Here is a 19,584-nt window from a genome sequence, read left to right as displayed (position 1 = left end):
TAAAAAATATTTCTTCCGTGTCTGGCAACGCTCCAAAAACAGGCTTTAATTTTTGTTTAAGGCACCTTTACCTCGGTGAAAGTGATTATTCACCGTTACATAGTAGTTACAGCGCAACAAACAGTGTCATCATAGCTATCGCATTGTTAATATACTGTGAATTTACTCACATATTGAAAGCGGTTACATCGCGCAACGTTATGAGTTAGTGATCGGTGCCGCATTCTGCCGTAGCGCCACTGAATGGCGACGCACCAGCGTCGGCATAAAGCAATGCGTCGCCTCCAGGTCTAACGTGCCTGCAGCCCCCTGTAGCGCAAGCTCCGTCGCCATTTTTGCCATTGAGGCAATGGGATAGCGTACGGTGGTCAGTTGCGGATCGGTGTAACGCGCGATAGGAATATCATCAAAGCCAATGATAGAAAGGTGTAATGGAATAGCGATGCCGTTGTCTTTTAGCGCGGTCAGCGCGCCGGCAGCCATATTGTCGTTATAGGCGAAAACCGCCGTCAGTTGTAAGTTACGTCCCAGCAGTTCTACCATCGCAGACTCTCCGCCTTGCATATCGGGCGAACCGGTGCCGACCCAACTTTCTGCCGCAACAATCCCCTGCTCTTTCAGGGCTGTTAACCACCCTTCTTTGCGCATGGTGTCATCTTCAATGCGATGGCTTGACGCCAGATAACCGATGCGTTGATGACCATTATTCAGCAGCATTCGGGTCGCCATTTTGGCACCGCTGATGTTATCTAGACAGACGCAGCGGTGGGCGTACCCCGGCACCAGACGGTTGATCAGCACCATACCGGGGATCTGATCCATAAACTCGGCGAGTTCCCGATCGCTCAGTGCTTTCGAGTGTACAATCAGTGCGTTACAGCGCTGACGAATCAACACCTCAATGGCATGACGTTCTTTTTCAGCCTCATGATAGCTGTTGCCAATCAGGACATACTTCTGATGCTGCTGGGCAACCATATCCACGGCTTTTACCAGCGCGCCAAAAAAGGCGTCTGATACATCCATGACCACAACACCAATCGTGTCGCTCACCTGCGTCGCCAGCGCTTGCGCGTTGGCATTAGGTCGATAGCCCAGCAGAGTAACTGCCTTCATTACCGCTTCACGCGTATCGGGACTCACCAGCGCACTGTTGTTCAGTACGCGGGAAACGGTCGCTACAGAAACGCCAGACTGTCGTGCCACATCACGTATGGTGATCATATTCACTGCCCTGTTTTAGATTGCGGTTGCCCGCAGACACCCCAGGCTGGGTATTTTGTCAGCACAATGAAACGCACTGCGTGAGAGATGTCACAGGAATGAAAGCGCTTACATCCGTTTTGTTAATGAATGTGATCCAGATCGTTATCTGGATGTACGCGGCAATGATGTCCCCGCAGCACGCAGGGTTAATTGACGCCACAGCCATTCCACCGGGCCCTGGCGGTAAAAACGTAGCCATATGACGGAGAAAAGTAGGTTAACGGCCCAAACCGGAATGACGAAATACAGCAGCTCCAGTCGGTCAAATTTCATAAATAAGCCGACCTGGTAAAACAGCGTGGTGCAGATTAAGGTTTGTAACAGATAGTTAGTTAATGCCATGCGCCCCACACAGGCGATGGCAATGACCCATTTTAAGCGGCTAAGCTGCGGCCAGAAGCCGAACATCAGCGCGGCGTAACCGATGGTTTGCAACGGCGCGCCCAGCTCTCGCGGGGCTTGTAGCAAGAAGGCACACCAGCGATATGCCCAGTCCAGATGCCACTGAGCGACGATAGCAGGCAGGTTAATCGCCATCCCGAGAATGACCAGCAGTACACCGGTGCGTCGGTAATGCTGCAAGCTGTACTGCCCTTTTAACCAACCGCTGCGCATCAATGCCGCGCCGAGCAGCATCATCCCCGCCAGTTGCCAGCCGTACTGTGCGCCCAGCGCCAGCAAGCTATTGGACATCATATCCACGCGATTGCTGACGGCTTCCATTCCACCGTTTATTTTCCAGTATTTTTCATACAGCAACGCTGAGGCATCCGGCGTCCAGGCACGACTGGTTTCACTCCCGGAGATTACCCCCAGCAGCAGCAATACGCCAACGCCCACCAGATAAAGCAGTACGCCGGTGTTAAATAAGCTTTTTACCGACGGCGCATCACGGATCAACCGCCAACAAATCAGGCCGATTAAGCCATATGCCAGCAGGATATCGCCATCCCAGAAGAGTAAACCGTGCATAAAACCCAATAGAACCAGCAGCGTAAGCCGCGACTGGATCCAGCGTTTGCCGCGCGGGAGCAGCATTTGCAGACCGGCACCGAACAGCAGCGCAAACAGCGAGAGGAATTTTACCTGCGCAAAGAGATCGAGCAGCGCCCAGGTCCAGGCGTCGGATAAGGTGATGTTGCCATACCACGCGGGATTGAGGTATGCCGCCTTTGGCAGGCCAAAGGCGCTAATATTGAGAAGCAGGATACCAAGAATGGCGACGCCACGAATAAAATCCAGCGTGACATTACGCTCCATGGTCCCTGCCCTAATCAGTTGTGATGACGTACTGCGCGCAGGAATTCCTGACGCGTGTTCTGGCTGGACTTAAACAATCCGCCAAGAGAAGTGGTCGTCGTCGCACTGGTCGCATCGCGAATGCCACGCGCTTTCACACAGTAATGTACCGCATCAATCGACACCGCCACATTATTCGTCCCGAGCAGCGTTTGCAGCGCGGTGAGAATTTGCTGGGTGAGACGTTCCTGTACCTGCGGACGCTGTGCGAAAAACTGCACAATGCGGTTAATCTTCGACAGACCAATAACCGAATCTTTCGGGATATACGCCACCGTCGCTTTGCCATCGATAGTAACAAAGTGGTGTTCGCAGGTGCTGGTCAGCGTGATATCGCGGACCGTGACCATCTCGTCCACCTTCATTTTGTTTTCAATGACGGTAATTTTCGGGAAGTTGGCGTAGTCGAGGCCGGAGAAAATCTCATCGACATACATTTTCGCTATGCGATGCGGAGTTTCCATCAAACTGTCATCGCTCAAATCGAGATTGAGCAACTGCATAATCTCGGTCATATGGCCCGAGATAAGACGTTTGCGCGTTTCGTTATCCATCTCTTGCACGGGCGGGCGTAGTGGCGTTTCAAGACCACGCGCGACCAGCGCTTCATGAACCAGGGCCGCTTCTTTACTGAGTGATGACATTTCTTCTTCTCCTGCAGGTGGGGCGCCTCTGCCCTGCATGGGGCAAAGTTTTTAGGCTGTGACACAGCCAGAACATTGTGCGTGAGGCGGCGCACATAATCCAGTATTCACCGCGATAATTATTGAAATTGGCACAGCCTTTCAGCGTAGCGATTTCACTTGTCGTTCTACCCGGCGACGTCGAGTGTTAATGTAAAGTTATATAGATGATGAAGTATGTTTGCTCAATGCGGAAGTGAAAGTTGCTCACAGTGCCATGAATAATCTGTATTATGGTGAGTTCGCAAACATATTCAGGTTCAACACAACAAGGAGCCCCGCATGGAAATGCTTGAAGAGCACCGCTGTTTTGAAGGCTGGCAGCAACGCTGGCGTCACGACTCCGCCACGTTAAATTGCACCATGACCTTCAGTATTTTTCTTCCTCCCCCGCGCGATAACACTCCACCTCCGGTGCTGTACTGGCTGTCGGGTCTGACATGCAATGATGAAAACTTCACGACTAAAGCCGGCGCACAACGCATCGCGGCTGAGCTGGGCATTGTACTGGTGATGCCGGACACCAGTCCGCGCGGCGAACAGGTTGCCAATGATGATGGCTACGATTTAGGCCAGGGGGCGGCATTTTACCTCAATGCTACCCAACAGCCATGGGCAACGCATTTTCGCATGTATGACTATCTGCGTGATGAGCTGCCGGCACTGATTCAATCGCAGTTTAACGTCAGCGATCGCTGCGCCATCAGTGGACACTCCATGGGCGGTCACGGCGCATTGATTATGGCGCTGAAAAATCCCGGGAAATACACCAGCATTTCCGCCTTTGCACCGATCGTAAATCCTTGCCGCGTTCCGTGGGGGGAGAAGGCTTTTAGCGCGTATCTGGGTGAAGATAAATCACAGTGGGCCGAGTGGGACAGCTGCGAGTTAATGTTGGCCAGCAAGCCCGCAGACGCGATTCCGACGCTTATTGATCAGGGAGACAGCGATCAGTTTCTCGCCGATCAGCTGCAACCCGCGGTGCTGGCCGAAACGGCCCGTCAAACCGCATGGCCAATGACGCTACGCATCCAGCCAGGTTACGACCATAGCTATTACTTTATTGCGTCGTTTATTGAGGATCACCTGCGCTTCCACGCCCAGTATTTGTTGAAGTAACGCCTGAGTGAGGGCGCCAGCCCTCTTCATATCTCCATCATTCCTTCACTTTTTCTCCTTTTTTCTTTCTCCACTATCCTATTGATTTAAAAAGCATTACCCTCAAAACAAGATCAAACACAAATGATTTCGATTATCATTTGTGTTTACAAACATTCATACTTTTGTACAATCCATTCGCTTCTTTACTGAAAAGAGTCCTTAAAAGACAAATACATACAATTGTCATGGCCTTTCACATGACGCGCTGATCGTTACCCTAAATAATTCGAGTTGTATGAACGCGCGTAGCCAACGCATCTGCAACTTGAAGTATGCCGGGTAAATTCATTTAAATGGAATGATACAAATGACTATACCTCACGTTAAGGCTGTAGCTGCCGCAGTATGCGTCGCCAGTCTCCCATCACTCGGGCATGCCGCTGAACAAGACACCGTGGTGGTTACCGCCACCGGCTTCGAACAGAAAATTCAGGACGCCCCCGCTTCGATATCTGTTATTACCAAGCAGCAGATTGAGGACAAAGCCTATCGCGATGTTACCGATGCGCTAAAAGATGTCCCTGGCGTCGTCGTCACCGGCGGGGGTAGCAGCAGTGATATCAGTATTCGTGGTATGGCTTCGCAATACACGCTCTTCCTGGTCAACGGTAAACGCATCAGCACACGCGGCACACGTCCTAACAGCGACAACTCAGGTATTGAGCAAGGTTGGCTGCCGCCGCTGGAATCCATCGAGCGTATCGAGGTAATCCGTGGCCCAATGTCATCTCTGTACGGCTCCGATGCGATGGGCGGCGTCATCAACGTCATTACCAAGAAAGTGTCGAATACCAAAGCCTGGACCGGCTCTCTGCACGGCGATGCCACTTTCCAGGAAGACAGAGACTCCGGCGATATTTATCAGACCAACGCCTATGCGTCTGGGCCCCTGATTGACGGATTACTCGGCGCGAAAGTGACCGGATTATTCTCTCATCGGGCGGAGGACAAAATCCTCAATGGCTACAATGAACAGCGTATGCGTAACGGGGGCTTAACCCTGAACTTTACGCCAGATGATAAAAATGACATCGACTTCGATTACGCACGTGAACTGCAGGATCGCGACAGTACGCCAGGCAAATCCATGGCCGAGGAAAGCTGCCGCAACGGAAGCTGCAAGCCCAACAGTAAAAGCGAAAACAAGTATGTGCACACAACGTATTCACTAACCCACAGCGGTTATTACGACGACTTCAACTCCACCAGCTATGTCCAGCAGGAAGAGACCAAAAACCCAGGTCGCCAGATGAAGTCCTACAACACGATTTTCAATAACCAGAACCAGGTCTTCCTTGGGGCGCACACCCTGACGTTGGGCGGGCAATACCGTTATGAAAAACTGAGTGATAACGGCAACCAGCTGCAAGCTGCTGATGGACTGAACAAACTGACCCGCTGGAGCTGGGCGCTGTTTGCTGAAGATGAGTGGGCCGTTACCGATACCTTCACGCTGACTGGCGGTCTGCGTATGGATAAAGATGAAAACTACGGCGACAACTGGACGCCGCGCGGTTATGGCGTATGGCATCTGAGCGATCAATGGACCTTAAAAGGCGGCGTTTCAGCGGGCTATCGCGCACCGGATCTGCGCCAGTCGTCTGCCAGTTGGGGACAGGTCACCGGCGGCGGTAGACTGAACGGAATCATTGTCGGCAACCCGGACCTGAAGCCGGAGAAAAGCCTCAGCGAAGAGATCGGTTTACTGTGGGATAACGGCAACGATCTCAACGCGGGCGTCACGCTGTTCAATACTGACTTCAAAGACAAAATCACCGAAGTGCGCCGCTGTAACAGCAGCTCCGATCCGGCCTGTACCATCGGCAATACCCACTATGACTTCGTCAGCGATCGCGTTAACGTCGATAAAGCCAATATGCGCGGCGTAGAATCCACTTTCGGCTGGAAGATGACTTCCGACATCAACTGGACGGCGAATTACACTTACACGGAATCTGAACAGAAAAGCGGTCAGTTCTCCGGTCAGCCATTGAACAAAATGCCAAAGCATATGTTCAACACCACGCTGGACTGGCAGGCCACGCAGGATCTCGGTTTCTGGAGCCGTCTGAATCTGCGCGGGAAAACGTCTGAATACCTGAGCCGTACCTCCATGGCGCAGGGCACCCCGTCCTATACTCAGGTCGATGTTGGTTTGCGCTATTATGCAAACAAAGATCTGCTGATGACCGCTGGCGTGTATAACGTGCTGGATAAGCAAATCGATTACGATACCTACGACACTGTTCTCGATGGTCGTCGTTACACGGTTGGCCTGACTTACAGCTTCTAAGTCTGGCGCAATAAAAAAACCCCGGCACTCATCATGCCGGGGTTTTTGTTATGCTTTTTATACTGTTATTTCTTCACGCGATCCGGGAATTTCATTTCGCTGTAGCGAACAAAATGAGTTCCTTTCGCCAGCTTATAGCCAAACCAGATAATCAGGAACAGCGGGATACCGATATAGGTTGCCATCACGCCGCCCCAGTCAATGCTATCTTTCAGGAACGCTTCGTAGTTCTGGCCCAGAGTGATAATCAGGCACAGCACAAAGGCGAAGATCGGACCCAGTGGGAAGAAGCCAGAACGGTACGGCAGATCCTTCACATCGTGCCCCTGCAGTACATAACCGCGACGGAAACGATAGTGGCTAATCGCGATCCCCAGCCAGGCGATAAAGCCCGTCATCCCGGAGGTGTTCAGCAGCCAGAGGTACACGGTCTGGTTACCAAACATCGAGGTCAGGAAACACAGCCCCGCCACCACAGTCGTCGCATACAGCGCGTTACGCGGAACACCGCCACGAGACAGTTTGCCGAAAATACGCGGCGCTTTACCGTCGCATGCCAGGGTGTAAAGCATACGCGTGGAGGCATACATCCCGGAGTTACCCGCTGACAGTACCGCCGTCAGGATAACCGCGTTCATTACTGCTGCGGCTGACAGCAGACCCGCATGCTGGAATACCAACGTGAACGGGCTAACGCTGATGTCTTTCACATCGTTGCGCAGCAGGCTCGGATCGGTATACGGGATAATCAGGCTGATAATCAAAATCGCGAACACATAGAACAGCAGGATTCGCCAAAACACCTGACGCACCGCACGTGGAATGTTCTTTTCAGGATCTTCAGATTCGCCTGCCGCGATACCGATCAGCTCTGTTCCCTGGAAGGAGAAGCCGACGATCATCGCCACGCCAATCATAGCGGCAAAACCCCCGGCAAACGGAGCATCACCGGTCGTCCAGTTGCTCCAGCCCACCGGCTGAGTGCCTTTGAAGATACCGAAAATCATCATCACGCCAACCACGATGAAGATAATTACAGTGGTAACTTTGATCAGCGAGAACCAGTATTCCGCTTCACCAAATCCGCGAACGGAAATGTAGTTCAGCAGGAAGATAACGCCGAGGAACAGTGCGCTCCAGATCCAGCCCGGCGTGTCCGGGAACCACCAGCTCATCACCAGTTGTGCGGCCACCAGGTCAACGGCAATCGTTACCGCCCAGTTGTACCAGTAGTTCCAGCCCAGCGCGAAGCCAAAGCCTTCTTCTACGTAGTTTTGACCGTAAGTGGAGAACGAGCCGGAAACCGGCATATAGGCAGCCAGTTCACCGAGGCTGGTCATCAGGAAGTACACCATCAGACCGATCAGGATATAAGAGAACAACGCGCCGCCAGGACCCGCCGCAGAAATAGTTGCACCAGATGCAACGAAAAGACCTGTACCGATGGAGCCTCCAATGGCAATCATCGTCAGGTGACGCGCCTTCAGTTCACGACGTAGCGTGGGCGCTTCTGTGGTTTTAGTTTCGGAAACCATGTGAAAATGCTATCCATCCAAAAAATGAGGCGCGATTGTAGCAGACGAAATGGCATTCTTCCGGCACAAATGCGCTGTTATAAGAGACCTTCATGACTGGCCGCGGATTATAAGTAAAGCAGAAAACGGGCGGCACAAGGCGGTTAAGACGTAACAGCCATTATGGATAGGGTGGCCTGACGAGAGTTAGCGCGCTATTCGCCCTACTCAACCTGGTCGCTGTAATATAAAAAACGCGTAATGGCATTGGAGATATGTTTTTGCCGGTGATGAACGCGCCAGAGTGTGCGCACTAAACGCGGCAGTGGCACGGTAACTTCGCTCAGCGTCCCTGCCTGTAACTGCTCCGCAATGACCCGACGCGACAAACAGCTGATCCCGAGACCATGGCGCACCGCATGCTTAATGGCCTCGGAGTTCCCCAACTCCATCGCCATCTGAAATCTTGGCAGATGAGACAACAGCAGGTAATCCACCAGTTCACGCGTACCCGATCCTCGCTCACGCAGGATCCACGGCGAAGCAGCCAGCTGTTCCAGCGTAACGGGCCCCTTTGTGAGCGGTGACGACGGTGCGGCAAACACCACCAGTTCGTCCTCCAGCCACGGTTCAGAGATGATTTCCGTACTGTGACACGGCCCTTCTATCAGCCCGATGTCTACCCGAAAATCCAGCACCGCATTGATCACGTCCTGGCTGTTGCCCACGCTAAGCTCCAGCGGCAAATCGGGGAAGTCCTGGCGATAACGGGCGATCATGGCGGGCAGAATATAATTACCGATGGTGCTACTGGCATAGACCCGAATGGCGCCATTATCTTTGCGAAAAAGCTGTTCGATTTCGGTCGTTTGCTCAAGTAACGCCAGCGCGCGCGGATAAAGCAAGCGTCCGTGTTCGTTAACCACTAGCCGTTTGCCGACACGGTCAAATAGTTGCACGCCAAGTTGCCCTTCCAGATCGGTAAGCGCCGCACTCACCGCCGACTGCGACAATGCCAGCATGACAGATGCCTGGGTCGTTGAGCCGCTTTTTAGTACCTCAGCAAACACTTCAAGTTGTCGCAGGGTGATATGCATAGTCGTTTTCCACCGGATAGCCGTTACTTATACCCTAAATAATTCGAGTTGCAGGAAGGCGGCAAGAGAGAGCATCCCCCGGAGCGTACTTAAGTACGTGACTGGGGTGAACGAGCGCAGCCAACGCACATGCAACTTGAAGTATCACGGGTATACCACTTATATAGATTAATTATAAATATATAATCAATTTTATTTTTAAACCACTTCGCCTTACTCTTTTACCCAGATAAAGGAGAAGGATATGACAGAACTCACCTTACAGACTCATCGTCGTACAGCGTGGCATTTTATTCCGGGGCTTGCCCTGAGTGCAGTTATCACTGGGGTCGCCTTATGGGGAGGATCCATTCCCGCCGTCGCAGGTGCCGGGTTCAGCGCCCTCACCTTAGCCATCTTATTGGGGATGATTCTCGGCAACACCGTCTATCCGCACATCTGGAAAAGCTGTGACGGCGGCGTGCTGTTCGCGAAACAACATTTATTACGTCTGGGGATTATCCTCTACGGTTTCCGCCTCACCTTCGCGCAAATTGCTGACGTCGGCGTCAGCGGTATCGTGATTGATGTGTTAACGCTAAGCAGCACCTTTATGATTGCCTGTTTCCTGGGGCAGAAAGTATTTGGTCTGGACCGTCACACCAGCTGGCTGATTGGCGCGGGTAGCAGCATTTGTGGTGCCGCCGCCGTGCTGGCAACCGAACCAGTGGTGAAAGCAGAAGCCAGTAAAGTGACCGTCGCTGTCGCCACCGTGGTTATCTTCGGTACTATCGCTATCTTCCTGTATCCGGCGATGTATCCGTTGCTTTCACACTGGTTTAGCCCAGAAACCTACGGCATTTACATTGGCTCCACCATGCATGAAGTTGCACAGGTTGTGGCTGCCGGGCACGCCATTAGCCCGGATGCGGAAAACGCCGCGGTTATTGCCAAAATGCTGCGCGTCATGATGCTGGCACCGTTCCTTATCCTCCTGGCCGCACGCGTTAAACAACTGTCTCCGGCCACGGGCGGTGAGAAGAGCAAAATAACCATTCCATGGTTTGCCATCCTGTTCATTGTGGTCGCAATTTTTAACTCGTTCCACCTGCTGCCACAGTCAGTAGTGAACATGCTGGTAACGCTGGACACCATTTTGCTGGCAATGGCGATGGCGGCCCTGGGGCTGACCACGCACGTTAGCGCGCTGAAAAAAGCCGGTGCCAAACCGTTACTGATGGCCCTGCTGCTGTTTGTCTGGCTGATTGTGGGTGGCGGTGCGATTAACGTCGCTATCCACGCGCTGATGGCATAAACGATCACGACTCACCTCTATTAACCCGCTATACTCTCCCTTTTTGTATTTGAGTATGGCGGGTTAAATTTATGAAATATATCGGAGCGCACGTAAGCGCCGCTGGCGGTCTGGCTAACGCCGCTATTCGAGCCGCAGAAATCGAAGCGACCGCATTCGCCCTGTTCACCAAAAATCAGCGCCAGTGGCGTGCCGCGCCGCTGACCACCGAAATCATTGATGATTTTAAATCTGCCTGCGAGAAGTATCACTATACTGCCGCCCAGATCCTGCCTCACGACAGTTACCTGATTAACCTCGGTCATCCGGTTAGCGATGCGCTGGAAAAATCACGTGATGCGTTTATAGATGAAATGCAGCGCTGTGAACTGCTGGGCTTATCCTTGCTGAACTTTCACCCGGGTAGCCATTTGATGCAGATCCCGGAAGATGAGTGTCTGGCGCGCATTGCCGAATCCATCAACATCGCCCTTGCTCAGACCCAGGGCGTTACGGCAGTTATCGAAAATACCGCCGGACAAGGCAGCAACCTTGGATTTAAGTTTGAGCACCTTGCCGCCATTATCGACGGCGTCGAAGATAAGTCCCGCGTCGGTGTCTGTATTGATACCTGCCATGCCTTCGCGGCCGGTTACGATTTGCGCTCCGTCGAGGAATGCGAAAAGACGTTTACGGAATTTGAACGTATTGTCGGCTTCAGGTACCTACGCGGTATGCACCTGAACGACGCCAAGAGCGCATTTGGCAGTCGCGTTGACCGTCACCACAGCTTAGGTGAAGGCAATATTGGCCACGATGCCTTCCGTTGGATCATGCAGGACAAACGTTTTGACGGCATTCCGCTGGTGCTCGAAACGATTAATCCGGATATCTGGGCAGAAGAGATTGCCTGGCTGAAAGCCCAGCAAACAGAAAAAGCGGTGGCATAATCATGAACGACAGGGAAAAGCAGATCCTTAAGATCCTGCGTCGCAATCCGTTGATTCAGCAGAATGAAATCGCCGATATTTTGCAGATCAGCCGTTCACGCGTTGCTGCGCATATTATGGATTTGATGCGTAAAGGCATGATTAAAGGTAAAGGTTATATCCTTACCGAACAGGATTATTGCGTGGTTGTCGGGGCGATCAATATGGATATTCGTGGTGTTGCTGACATCCACTATCCTCAGGCTGCCTCTAACCCCGGTAACATTCACTGCTCGGCAGGCGGCGTGGGACGCAACATCGCCCACAACCTGGCGCTGCTGGGCCGTGACGTCCACTTAATTTCCGCTGTTGGCAGTGATTTCTATGGCGAAACATTGCTGGAACAAACGCGTCAGGCCGGTGTTAACGTTTCCAGTTGCATACGCCTGCATGGACATAACACCTCAACTTACCTGTCGATCGCTAATCAGCAGGAAGAGACCGTACTGGCAATTAACGATACCCATATCCTGCAACAATTGACGCCGCAGTTACTGAACAGTTCGCGAGATTTGATCCGCCATTCCGGTGTCGTACTGGCAGATTGCAATCTGACTGCCGAAGCCATTGAGTGGGTCTTTACTATTGCTGATGATATTCCGGTATTCATTGACACCGTTTCAGAGTTCAAAGCGGCAAAAATGAAGACCTGGTTTACGCGTATTCATACGCTAAAACCAACGCAGAAAGAGCTGGCGATTTTGTGGGGTCAACCTATTCATTCAGATGCCGATCGCGTACTGGCCGTTAATAGTCTCCATCAGCAAGGGGTAAAACGAATCTTTGTTTGCCTGGAAGATGAATCCGTTTTTTGCAGCGAAAAGGACGGAGAACAGTTTTTACTGACGCCTCCTGAGCATACGGTTGTAGACAGTTTTGGCGCCGACGATGCTTTTATGGCGGGATTGCTGTACAGCTTTCTGGAAGGTAGTGAATTTCGTGAAAGCGCTCACTTTGCCATGGCCTGCGCGGCATTATCGCGAGCCAGCGTCAGCATCAACAACCCAACCCTCTCAGCAGATAACGCCTTGTATTTGCTGCAAACTGCTTAAATGTAATGCCGGATGGCGCTACGCGTATCCGGCATTATTTTCGCTATGCCAGCCCGATAAAGAAACCGGCTATAGTGGCGCTCATCAGGTTTGACAGCGTTGCTGCTGCCAGCGCGCGCATGCCAAGCTGCGCGATTTCCGGGGCACGCTGTGGCGCTATCGCCGAAAATGCCCCGACGACAACGCCAATCGAACCAAAGTTAGCGAAACCGCACAACGCAAACGAGATAATCGCAATGGTCTTCACATCCAGCGTTCCACCCGTTTGCAGATACGGCGAGAAGTTGAGATAAGCGACAAACTCATTAATCGCCAGCTTCTGCCCAATCAGGCTGCCTGCCAGCGTCGCATCGCCCCAGTCCACACCCATAATCCACGCCAGCGGGGCTAGCGCATAGCCAAAGATCCCTTCCAGAGTGGCGTGACCAAAGCCAAACCACCCACCAATTCCGCCAATAATGCCGTTAATCAGCGCGATAATGGCGACAAATGCCATTACGACCGTCGCCACGCCAGCAGCAATTTTCAGCCCGGTCATCGCTCCGCTCGCCGCTGCTTCGATGATGCTTTTCGGTGGCGTTTCAGTAAATGACAGGTTCTCAAAGGTGACGCGAGATTCTTCAGTTGCCGGACTCAGCATACGCGCGAACAAAATACCACCAGGAATTGCCATCAACGATGCCGCCAGCAAATAGTCAATCGGAACGCCCATTCCGGCGTAACCAATCATCATTGAGCCAGCAATCGAGGCCATCCCACTACAAATAGCGGTAAACAGCTCATTGCGATTCAGGCGGTCAATAAACGGCTTCACGATCGCCGGGATCTCATTTTGCCCGAGAAAAATCGTCGTTACGGCGACAAATGACTCGATCTTACTGATGTTCAGCGCTTTCTGGAAAATACCGCCGAGGATGCGGATCAACAGCCCCATCACGCCAATGTAGTAGAGAAGGCTGATCAGTGCGGTCACAAAAATGATGGCCGGTAGCACCCGAAAAGCGAAGATAAACCCGGCTCCATCAAACAGCACATCCATTTTTGGCCCAACCAGGGAGCCAAAGATAAATGCGCTTCCCGCGTCACTGTATGACATCACCTTGTGGACACCGAGCGCAGCCTGTTCAACCAGCCATTTTCCCGGCGGGAAGTACAGCATAATGCCGCCGATTGCGATTTGCAGTACCAGTGCAGCCCCGACCGTGCGCAGACTTATACGTTTTTTATTTACTGACAGCAGAAACGCGATGGCCAGTAATACCACCATACCCACAACACTTCTCATTATATCCATAATGAAATTCCCTTCATGCCAGGAAACCCGGCGTTATCGCCAGGTTTTGGTAGGTTTGATATTCGCGGGCGACCGCATTCTGCCCGGGAAATTCTGTCAGACGAGGCGCTGATACTCCTTCGCAATTTCACAGGCCAGTACCGCATTGTTGAACACCAGCTGAATATTTGATTTCAGGCTGTCACCACCGGTCAGCTCTGCAACCCGCGCTAACAGGAACGGCGTACTCTCTTTGCCCACGACGCCCTGATCTTCCGCTTCTTTTACCGCCCGATCGATTGCCGCATTAATTTTCTCTTCAGCCATCGCAAACTGCTCTGGGATGGGGTTCGCAACAACCAGACCGCCGTCGAGACCCGTTTGCCATTTCACCGCCATGGCACGGGCAATCTCTTTCGCACTGTCCAGACGGATGCTGACCTCAAACGGACTGGTACGGCAGAAAAATGCTGGCAACGCGTTGGTTTGATAACCAATTAACGGCACACCAAAGGTTTCTAAATATTCAGTAGTTAAGCCGAGATCAAGAATAGATTTCGCCCCGGCACAAATTACCGTGACATTGGTATGCGCCAGTTCTTGCAGATCCGCGGAAATATCAAAGGTATGTTCAGCACCACGATGAACCCCACCTATTCCCCCTGTCGCAAATACTTTAATTCCCGCCAGGGCGGCAATAATCATGGTTGAGGCAACAGTCGTTGCACCATTTTTTCCTGCCGCGACCACAAACGGCAAATCACGACGACTTACTTTCGTAACGCTATGACCTTCTCGCCCAAGCAGCTCAATTTCATCTTTGCTTAAACCAACTTTCATTATTCCGCCAATAATGGCAATGGTCGCAGGAACCGCACCGTGTTTACGAATAGTTTCTTCTACTTCAATCGCTGTCTGGGCATTCTGCGGAAATGGCATACCATGAGAAATAATGGTTGATTCAAGTGCAACAATCGGCTTCTTACTGTTTAATGCTTCCTGTACTTCTGGAGATATTTGTAATAATTCAGAGGAAAGAGTTAATTCAGACATTCTGTGTTCTCCACTAATGAGCTTACATTCGCAACAGACAAATCAGGGTTATTGGTATATTCACAGGCTAACGCCATTGATGAACAACCCTGCGCAAATCGAACCGAATCAATAAAGGGCATGCCGTCTACCCAGCAGGAAGCCAGTCCAGCCATCATTGCATCGCCAGCCCCGGTAACATTAATGACGTGAGTTTTAATCGGCAGCGACCAACCACGACTCCCCGCAATATCACTGTAATAAACACCGTCACCGCCCATGCTGAGCACCAGCCTATTTAAGCCGCGATCATGAAACCAGGCGGCGACTTTACCCACGTCATCACGCCCGGAAAGCGCAATACCGCTTAGCGTTTCGGCTTCAAGCCGGTTGGGTTTAAGAGTGTGAATTTGTCCAAGCCGCTCGCGAATTTTGACGCATTTCCATGCCGATACCGGGTCAACAAACACCGGAACCTCTCCGGCATTTTCCAGCACCCATGCCAGGGCATCTTCGCTGATATTGCAATCGGCGACGATGACTTTCGCCTGCCGAATAAAATCATGATGCTGTGATAAAAAATCTGCTGAAATATGTTCGGTAATGCTCATATCATTAATGGCAACCAACATTTCACCGGTATTATCAAGCAATGATAAATAACTGGACGTATTCTCTCCGGGAACGATAAGACACTTATCAACATGAACTCCGGATTGATTGGTTTGCGCCAATAACGATTGTCCATAAAAATCATTACCAACCGCAGTCAGTAACCATGAATTTTTCCCCAGCAGCGCGAGATTATGTGCAATGTTACGTCCAACTCCGCCGGGGGTGAATTTTATCTTTCCTGGATTCGAATCCGCATAATTTAGAGAAGCATGCGAATACCCAGCAACATCCATATTGGCCGAGCCAATAGTTACTATGTATTCCTTTTCACGCATAGCACGTCCCCTGGCAATTAACTTGCCACAAATGAGTTCGTTAAAAATAACCAACGCCACACATCAGATTATTAGAGCACATGTTCACTATCAAACACATGTTAATAGTAAGCGTGTTTTTGACAAAGTAAATCCATATTCAAGATCTAAACTCAATAGATATGAACAGAATCACAATTTTTTATAGATACAGTCTGTAAAGGAAAGAGAAAATGAGAGGTAGTACACAATTCAAGCAGTCTAAAGAGTTTAACTCCGGCATAACCGGAGATTTTTCAGATGCGCCAGACGATCCGGTTCGTATCAACTGAGCGAAACAAGGTCCTCTGGCATATGGTTGTACAAAATCCGCCAGAAGTGCTCAGCCGTTTTATTCAACCGGGTATCCATTCGGTAAATATAAGCCTGAATAGGCACCATCAGTTCCGGCGTCTGCAGACAAACCAGCCGCTTTTCGCGCAGTTCGTTTACGATTGTCCACGCCGGCAGCCAGGCGATACCATGCCCATCCAATGCCATATTTTTTAATAACTCACTCATCGAAGACATAAACAGCGTTCGGGCTGAAATGCCGCCTACTTCCGCCAGATGACGGTTTACCAATCTTCCCATGTAGGATGTGCTGGTATAGTTCAGAATTGGTGCCTGCGACTGATAGATATCAAACAACGCCTTACCCTGCGCATCAGCAGCACACACGGGGTACAGTTCAGACTCAAAAACCTTCAAGCCGCAGAAAGGTGACTGCATTAAGTCTTCATCCCGAAAGGAGATAATAAAATCGCTTTTCCCCTCGCGCAGAGTATTCACCGCCTGAACAACATCAATAGCTTCAACGTGATAGACAAACTCCTCACCCCAGGCCGCCATTGAGTGCACCAATCTGGGCAACATCGTCAGCGACAGAGAATGTGCCGCCGCTATTTTGATATTGGGTACACCCAGTAAATTGTGGCCGCTTAGCTCATCCAGATTACATTCCAGCTGTTGCAACAAACTACGGGTTTGCGAATGAAATAGCTTGCCCTCCTCCGTGAGTTGCAGTGGGCTCGTTGTGCGATCAAAAAGCAGCACACCCACGGCTGATTCGAGCGCCTTGATCCGCCGACTAAATGCCGGTTGGGATATGTTGCGCTCCTCAGCCGCCTGGGAAAAATGACGGCATGCCTCCAACGTCAGAAAGTCATATAACCATTTTGTCTCAATATTTTTCATGCTTATCACGCGGATATTTAAATATGCCTATTAGCCTTAAAGCATCATGCCTGAATAGTTCCGGAGATGACATTCATCATTAGCGCCTGGTGATTCGTTTTTTGCATCAAGGCTTCATTTTTAACATTAACATACTTCTCTCCCTATCGGTTACGACCGCTTTTCCGCCGCGTAACGCGGAGCCTCTGGCCGAATACCGGCCTGCTGAGGTTACACAATAAACCACAGTCATGCGGTTTTTGCATTGAACCATACATTATTGCATTTCTCCTCACGTCTCACTGCTGTTAAACATTATCAGCAGACACAACCCGGCTCTGAATATTAATTATCGGTGAATTGAGGTATATATCGTGAAAGGTTTAATTGGCGTGCTTGGTGGTATGGGACCTGCTGCAACGGTCGATCTGTTTAATAAATTCGTCACTTTTACCGCTGCGCAACGTGACCAGGAACATATCCCCTTAATTATTTCATCTATTCCTGACATTCCTGACCGAACCGACGCGTTAATGCATCATGGTCATTCCCCACTTCCGGCAATGCGCGATTATATGCATAAACTCGAAGATGCTGGCGCCGAGTGTATTGTGATCCCCTGTAACACCGCCCACTTTTGGTTTAATGAATTAAAAGCGTGCTGCCATACAGAGCTGCTCAGTATCGTTGAAACGACCATCAATGAGGTTAAAAACTGCGGGAAATCGCAAATCGGATTACTCGCCACCAACGCCACTTTATACATGGGCCTCTATCAAAAAGGCATAGAATCTCTTGGGTTAACCTGCATCAGCCCTGACTCATCCAGTCAGGAAAAAGTGATGGAAAGCATTTATTGCTTAAAAGCTGGTGATGCTAAGCGGGCGCAAACGCTGATGAATGAACAGGCTGAAGCACTCTTCTCACGCGGGGCACAAGTCATCGTGCTCGGATGTACTGAAGTTCCTGTCATTCTTGCCGAAGCAGTCAACAAGTCACCTGAGAAATATATTGATTCAACCGGTTCGTTGGTTCGTGCCGGTATTAAATGGTACGAGAAACGCGTGGGTAAAAATCACCTTTTGGCGCAATGAATATCCATACCTGTTTAATTGTTGCATTAAATAAAAACCCATTTTAATTACAAATTACTCTCTGGCGGAGGCCATTATGATTTGGCTAGAAATTATCGTAGTGTTGGGCGCAATATTTTTCGGTATCCGCCTTGGCGGAATTGGTATTGGTTTATGCGGCGGGCTGGGGCTGGCTATTTTAACGCTGGGATTTGGGCTGCAAATTGGTTCGCCACCCGTTGACGTTATTCTCATTATTATGACGGTGGTGGTGGCGGCATCGGCGCTACAGGCCGCCGGAGGCATGGATTATCTGGTTCGCATTGCCGGTAATTTTATGCGCCGTAACCCTAAATATATCAATATTATTGCGCCGATTATTACCTGGTCGATGACGATTATGGCGGGAACAGGGTTCATCGTCTTTTCTACTCTGCCGGTGATTGCCGAAGTTGCCAAAGAGTCAGGTATTCGCCCTTCCCGTACGCTCGCAGGCTCCGTAGTCGCTTCTCAGGTGGCGATATCCGGTTCGCCGATCAGTGCCGCAATGGCCGCTATGTTGACTATTATGGAAGGCAACGGTATCAGCTTTATTCAGGTCATGGCGGTATGTCTGCCTGCCTCATTTGTCGCCGCGATGGTCGCCGCTTTTATCGCCTCACGTCAGGGATGTGAGCTACAGGATGATGAAGTCTATCTGGAACGCCTGCAAAAAGGACTGGTGCGTAAATATGCAGGGCAAAACAGCACAACGCCAGGTGCCAGACTGTCAGTCGCCCTGTTTATGCTGGCAACGGTGGTCATCGTTATTCTTGCCGCATGCCCTCAATTGCGCCCTGGATTCGATGCAGGTAACGCAATGAATACCCGGGATATTATCATTATCTGCATGCTAGCTGCCGCATGTCTGATGGTGGTGCTATGCAAAACATCAACAGACGCGATTGTCCTGACATCCACGTTTCGCGCGGGTATGAGTTCGTTGGCTGTGATTCTGGGGATTGTTACGCTGGGCACAACCTTCATTGATGCCCACTTAACGGGGATAAAGGATATCGCGGGCGATATTCTACGGGCTTATCCGATGCTGTTGGCGCTGGTGCTGTTTGGTACCTGCGCGCTTCTCTATTCGCAGGGAGCCACCACGCCGCTGATTATCCCTCTTGCCGTCGCGCTCGGCGTACCTACATGGGCCATTCTGGCTTCCTATGTCGCAGTGACCGGCGTGTTTGTTCTGCCAACTTATCCGACTTCGCTGGCGGCAATGGAGTTCGACACCACCGGGACAACGCGCGTGGGTAAGTATGTCTTAAACCATCCGTTTATGTTGCCAGGGCTTGGCGGGATCATTGCTGGCGTTGCCTTTGGTTTTATCATCGCGCCAATGATTGCCTGAACCGGTTAACACTACCGGGCAGATTTAATGGATAAAAAA

General features: G+C 51.0%; 16 protein-coding genes. 7 read left to right on the top strand and 9 right to left on the bottom strand.

Annotated elements, in window-relative coordinates; genetic code table 11:
- Positions 1 to 198: 198 nt before the first annotated feature.
- From galS to folE, 3 genes are all read right to left on the bottom strand, one after another.
- Positions 199 to 1,224 (bottom strand): HTH-type transcriptional regulator GalS, encoded by a 1,026-nt coding sequence (gene galS / locus HV237_RS08540; RefSeq protein ID WP_047359172.1) that lies wholly within the window; start codon positions 1,222 to 1,224, stop codon positions 199 to 201.
- 144 nt (positions 1,225 to 1,368) lie between these two features.
- Positions 1,369 to 2,526, bottom strand: coding sequence for a DUF418 domain-containing protein YeiB (yeiB, locus tag HV237_RS08535; RefSeq protein ID WP_047359173.1), 1,158 nt, complete (start codon positions 2,524 to 2,526; stop codon positions 1,369 to 1,371).
- Positions 2,527 to 2,540: 14 nt separating this feature from the next.
- Positions 2,541 to 3,209, bottom strand: coding sequence for a GTP cyclohydrolase I FolE (gene folE / locus HV237_RS08530; RefSeq protein ID WP_003027410.1), 669 nt, complete (start codon positions 3,207 to 3,209; stop codon positions 2,541 to 2,543).
- A 321-nt stretch (positions 3,210 to 3,530) separates the two neighbouring features.
- Between folE and fghA the strand changes: the two genes are divergently transcribed.
- Together fghA and HV237_RS08520 are read left to right on the top strand one after the other, a co-directional pair.
- The gene (gene fghA / locus HV237_RS08525; RefSeq protein WP_047359174.1) at positions 3,531 to 4,367 is read left to right on the top strand and encodes an S-formylglutathione hydrolase; all 837 of its coding nucleotides are present in this window, start codon (positions 3,531 to 3,533) and stop codon (positions 4,365 to 4,367) included.
- 349 nt (positions 4,368 to 4,716) lie between these two features.
- Positions 4,717 to 6,702, top strand: a complete 1,986-nt coding sequence (locus tag HV237_RS08520; protein WP_181541766.1) for a ligand-gated channel protein — start codon at positions 4,717 to 4,719, stop codon at positions 6,700 to 6,702.
- A gap of 65 nt (positions 6,703 to 6,767) precedes the next feature.
- Here HV237_RS08520 and lysP read toward each other — a convergent pair whose 3' ends face one another.
- Both lysP and yieE read right to left on the bottom strand, forming a co-directional pair.
- Complete coding sequence (gene lysP, locus HV237_RS08515) at positions 6,768 to 8,237, bottom strand: lysine-specific permease (protein ID WP_016153724.1); 1,470 nt, start codon at positions 8,235 to 8,237, stop codon at positions 6,768 to 6,770.
- A gap of 203 nt (positions 8,238 to 8,440) precedes the next feature.
- Complete coding sequence (yieE, locus tag HV237_RS08510) at positions 8,441 to 9,313, bottom strand: DNA-binding transcriptional regulator YeiE (protein ID WP_016153725.1); 873 nt, start codon at positions 9,311 to 9,313, stop codon at positions 8,441 to 8,443.
- A 244-nt stretch (positions 9,314 to 9,557) separates the two neighbouring features.
- Here yieE and HV237_RS08505 point away from each other — a divergent pair, with 244 nt between their 5' ends.
- From HV237_RS08505 to HV237_RS08495, 3 genes are all read left to right on the top strand, one after another.
- Positions 9,558 to 10,607 carry a YeiH family protein gene (locus HV237_RS08505; RefSeq protein WP_016153726.1) on the top strand — a complete coding sequence of 350 codons (1,050 nt, stop codon included), beginning with the start codon at positions 9,558 to 9,560 and terminating at the stop codon, positions 10,605 to 10,607.
- Between the two features lie 71 nt (positions 10,608 to 10,678).
- A complete protein-coding gene (gene nfo, locus HV237_RS08500; RefSeq protein WP_047359176.1) occupies positions 10,679 to 11,536 on the top strand; it encodes a deoxyribonuclease IV in 858 nt (285 codons plus the stop codon).
- A 2-nt stretch (positions 11,537 to 11,538) separates the two neighbouring features.
- Positions 11,539 to 12,627, top strand: a complete 1,089-nt coding sequence (locus tag HV237_RS08495; protein WP_047359177.1) for a sugar kinase — start codon at positions 11,539 to 11,541, stop codon at positions 12,625 to 12,627.
- A 43-nt stretch (positions 12,628 to 12,670) separates the two neighbouring features.
- Here HV237_RS08495 and HV237_RS08490 read toward each other — a convergent pair whose 3' ends face one another.
- The 4 genes from HV237_RS08490 to hypT form a co-directional block, all read right to left on the bottom strand.
- Complete coding sequence (locus HV237_RS08490) at positions 12,671 to 13,921, bottom strand: NupC/NupG family nucleoside CNT transporter (RefSeq protein ID WP_047359178.1); 1,251 nt, start codon at positions 13,919 to 13,921, stop codon at positions 12,671 to 12,673.
- 96 nt (positions 13,922 to 14,017) lie between these two features.
- A complete protein-coding gene (locus HV237_RS08485; protein WP_019077232.1) occupies positions 14,018 to 14,953 on the bottom strand; it encodes a pseudouridine-5'-phosphate glycosidase in 936 nt (311 codons plus the stop codon).
- Entirely contained in the window at positions 14,941 to 15,882 is a 942-nt protein-coding gene (locus HV237_RS08480) for a pseudouridine kinase (RefSeq protein WP_016153731.1), read from the bottom strand. Before HV237_RS08480 ends, HV237_RS08485 begins: the two co-directional genes overlap by 13 nt.
- 303 nt (positions 15,883 to 16,185) lie before the next feature.
- Complete coding sequence (gene hypT / locus HV237_RS08475; protein ID WP_019077233.1) at positions 16,186 to 17,097, bottom strand: hypochlorite stress DNA-binding transcriptional regulator HypT; 912 nt, start codon at positions 17,095 to 17,097, stop codon at positions 16,186 to 16,188.
- A gap of 353 nt (positions 17,098 to 17,450) precedes the next feature.
- On the opposite strand from hypT, the gene HV237_RS08470 reads away from it, so the two are divergent.
- Entirely contained in the window at positions 17,451 to 18,170 is a 720-nt protein-coding gene (locus tag HV237_RS08470) for an amino acid racemase (RefSeq protein WP_016153734.1), read from the top strand.
- 76 nt (positions 18,171 to 18,246) lie between these two features.
- Positions 18,247 to 19,545, top strand: coding sequence for an anaerobic C4-dicarboxylate transporter (locus HV237_RS08465; RefSeq protein WP_016153735.1), 1,299 nt, complete (start codon positions 18,247 to 18,249; stop codon positions 19,543 to 19,545).
- The last annotated feature ends 39 nt before the right edge of the window (positions 19,546 to 19,584 follow it).

Origin of the sequence: Citrobacter sp. RHBSTW-00570, assembly GCF_013739755.1 — a bacterium.
GTDB lineage: Bacteria > Pseudomonadota > Gammaproteobacteria > Enterobacterales > Enterobacteriaceae > Citrobacter > Citrobacter braakii.
Note: the sequence above shows the minus strand (reverse complement) of the source record. Positions and strands in the feature narration are given on the sequence as shown.

What these genes read in the sequence shown, in the direction of transcription:
- HV237_RS08490 (WP_047359178.1), bottom strand. Translation starts at nt 13,921, where the DNA reads ATGGATATAATGAGAAGTGTTGTGGGTATGGTGGTATTACTGGCCATC.
- HV237_RS08465 (WP_016153735.1), top strand. Translation starts at nt 18,247, where the DNA reads ATGATTTGGCTAGAAATTATCGTAGTGTTGGGCGCAATATTTTTCGGT.
- lysP (WP_016153724.1), bottom strand. Translation starts at nt 8,237, where the DNA reads ATGGTTTCCGAAACTAAAACCACAGAAGCGCCCACGCTACGTCGTGAA.
- HV237_RS08505 (WP_016153726.1), top strand. Translation starts at nt 9,558, where the DNA reads ATGACAGAACTCACCTTACAGACTCATCGTCGTACAGCGTGGCATTTT.
- hypT (WP_019077233.1), bottom strand. Translation starts at nt 17,097, where the DNA reads ATGAAAAATATTGAGACAAAATGGTTATATGACTTTCTGACGTTGGAG.
- galS (WP_047359172.1), bottom strand. Translation starts at nt 1,224, where the DNA reads ATGATCACCATACGTGATGTGGCACGACAGTCTGGCGTTTCTGTAGCG.
- yeiB (WP_047359173.1), bottom strand. Translation starts at nt 2,526, where the DNA reads ATGGAGCGTAATGTCACGCTGGATTTTATTCGTGGCGTCGCCATTCTT.
- HV237_RS08485 (WP_019077232.1), bottom strand. Translation starts at nt 14,953, where the DNA reads ATGTCTGAATTAACTCTTTCCTCTGAATTATTACAAATATCTCCAGAA.
- yieE (WP_016153725.1), bottom strand. Translation starts at nt 9,313, where the DNA reads ATGCATATCACCCTGCGACAACTTGAAGTGTTTGCTGAGGTACTAAAA.
- HV237_RS08520 (WP_181541766.1), top strand. Translation starts at nt 4,717, where the DNA reads ATGACTATACCTCACGTTAAGGCTGTAGCTGCCGCAGTATGCGTCGCC.
- fghA (WP_047359174.1), top strand. Translation starts at nt 3,531, where the DNA reads ATGGAAATGCTTGAAGAGCACCGCTGTTTTGAAGGCTGGCAGCAACGC.
- HV237_RS08495 (WP_047359177.1), top strand. Translation starts at nt 11,539, where the DNA reads ATGAACGACAGGGAAAAGCAGATCCTTAAGATCCTGCGTCGCAATCCG.
- HV237_RS08480 (WP_016153731.1), bottom strand. Translation starts at nt 15,882, where the DNA reads ATGCGTGAAAAGGAATACATAGTAACTATTGGCTCGGCCAATATGGAT.
- folE (WP_003027410.1), bottom strand. Translation starts at nt 3,209, where the DNA reads ATGTCATCACTCAGTAAAGAAGCGGCCCTGGTTCATGAAGCGCTGGTC.
- nfo (WP_047359176.1), top strand. Translation starts at nt 10,679, where the DNA reads ATGAAATATATCGGAGCGCACGTAAGCGCCGCTGGCGGTCTGGCTAAC.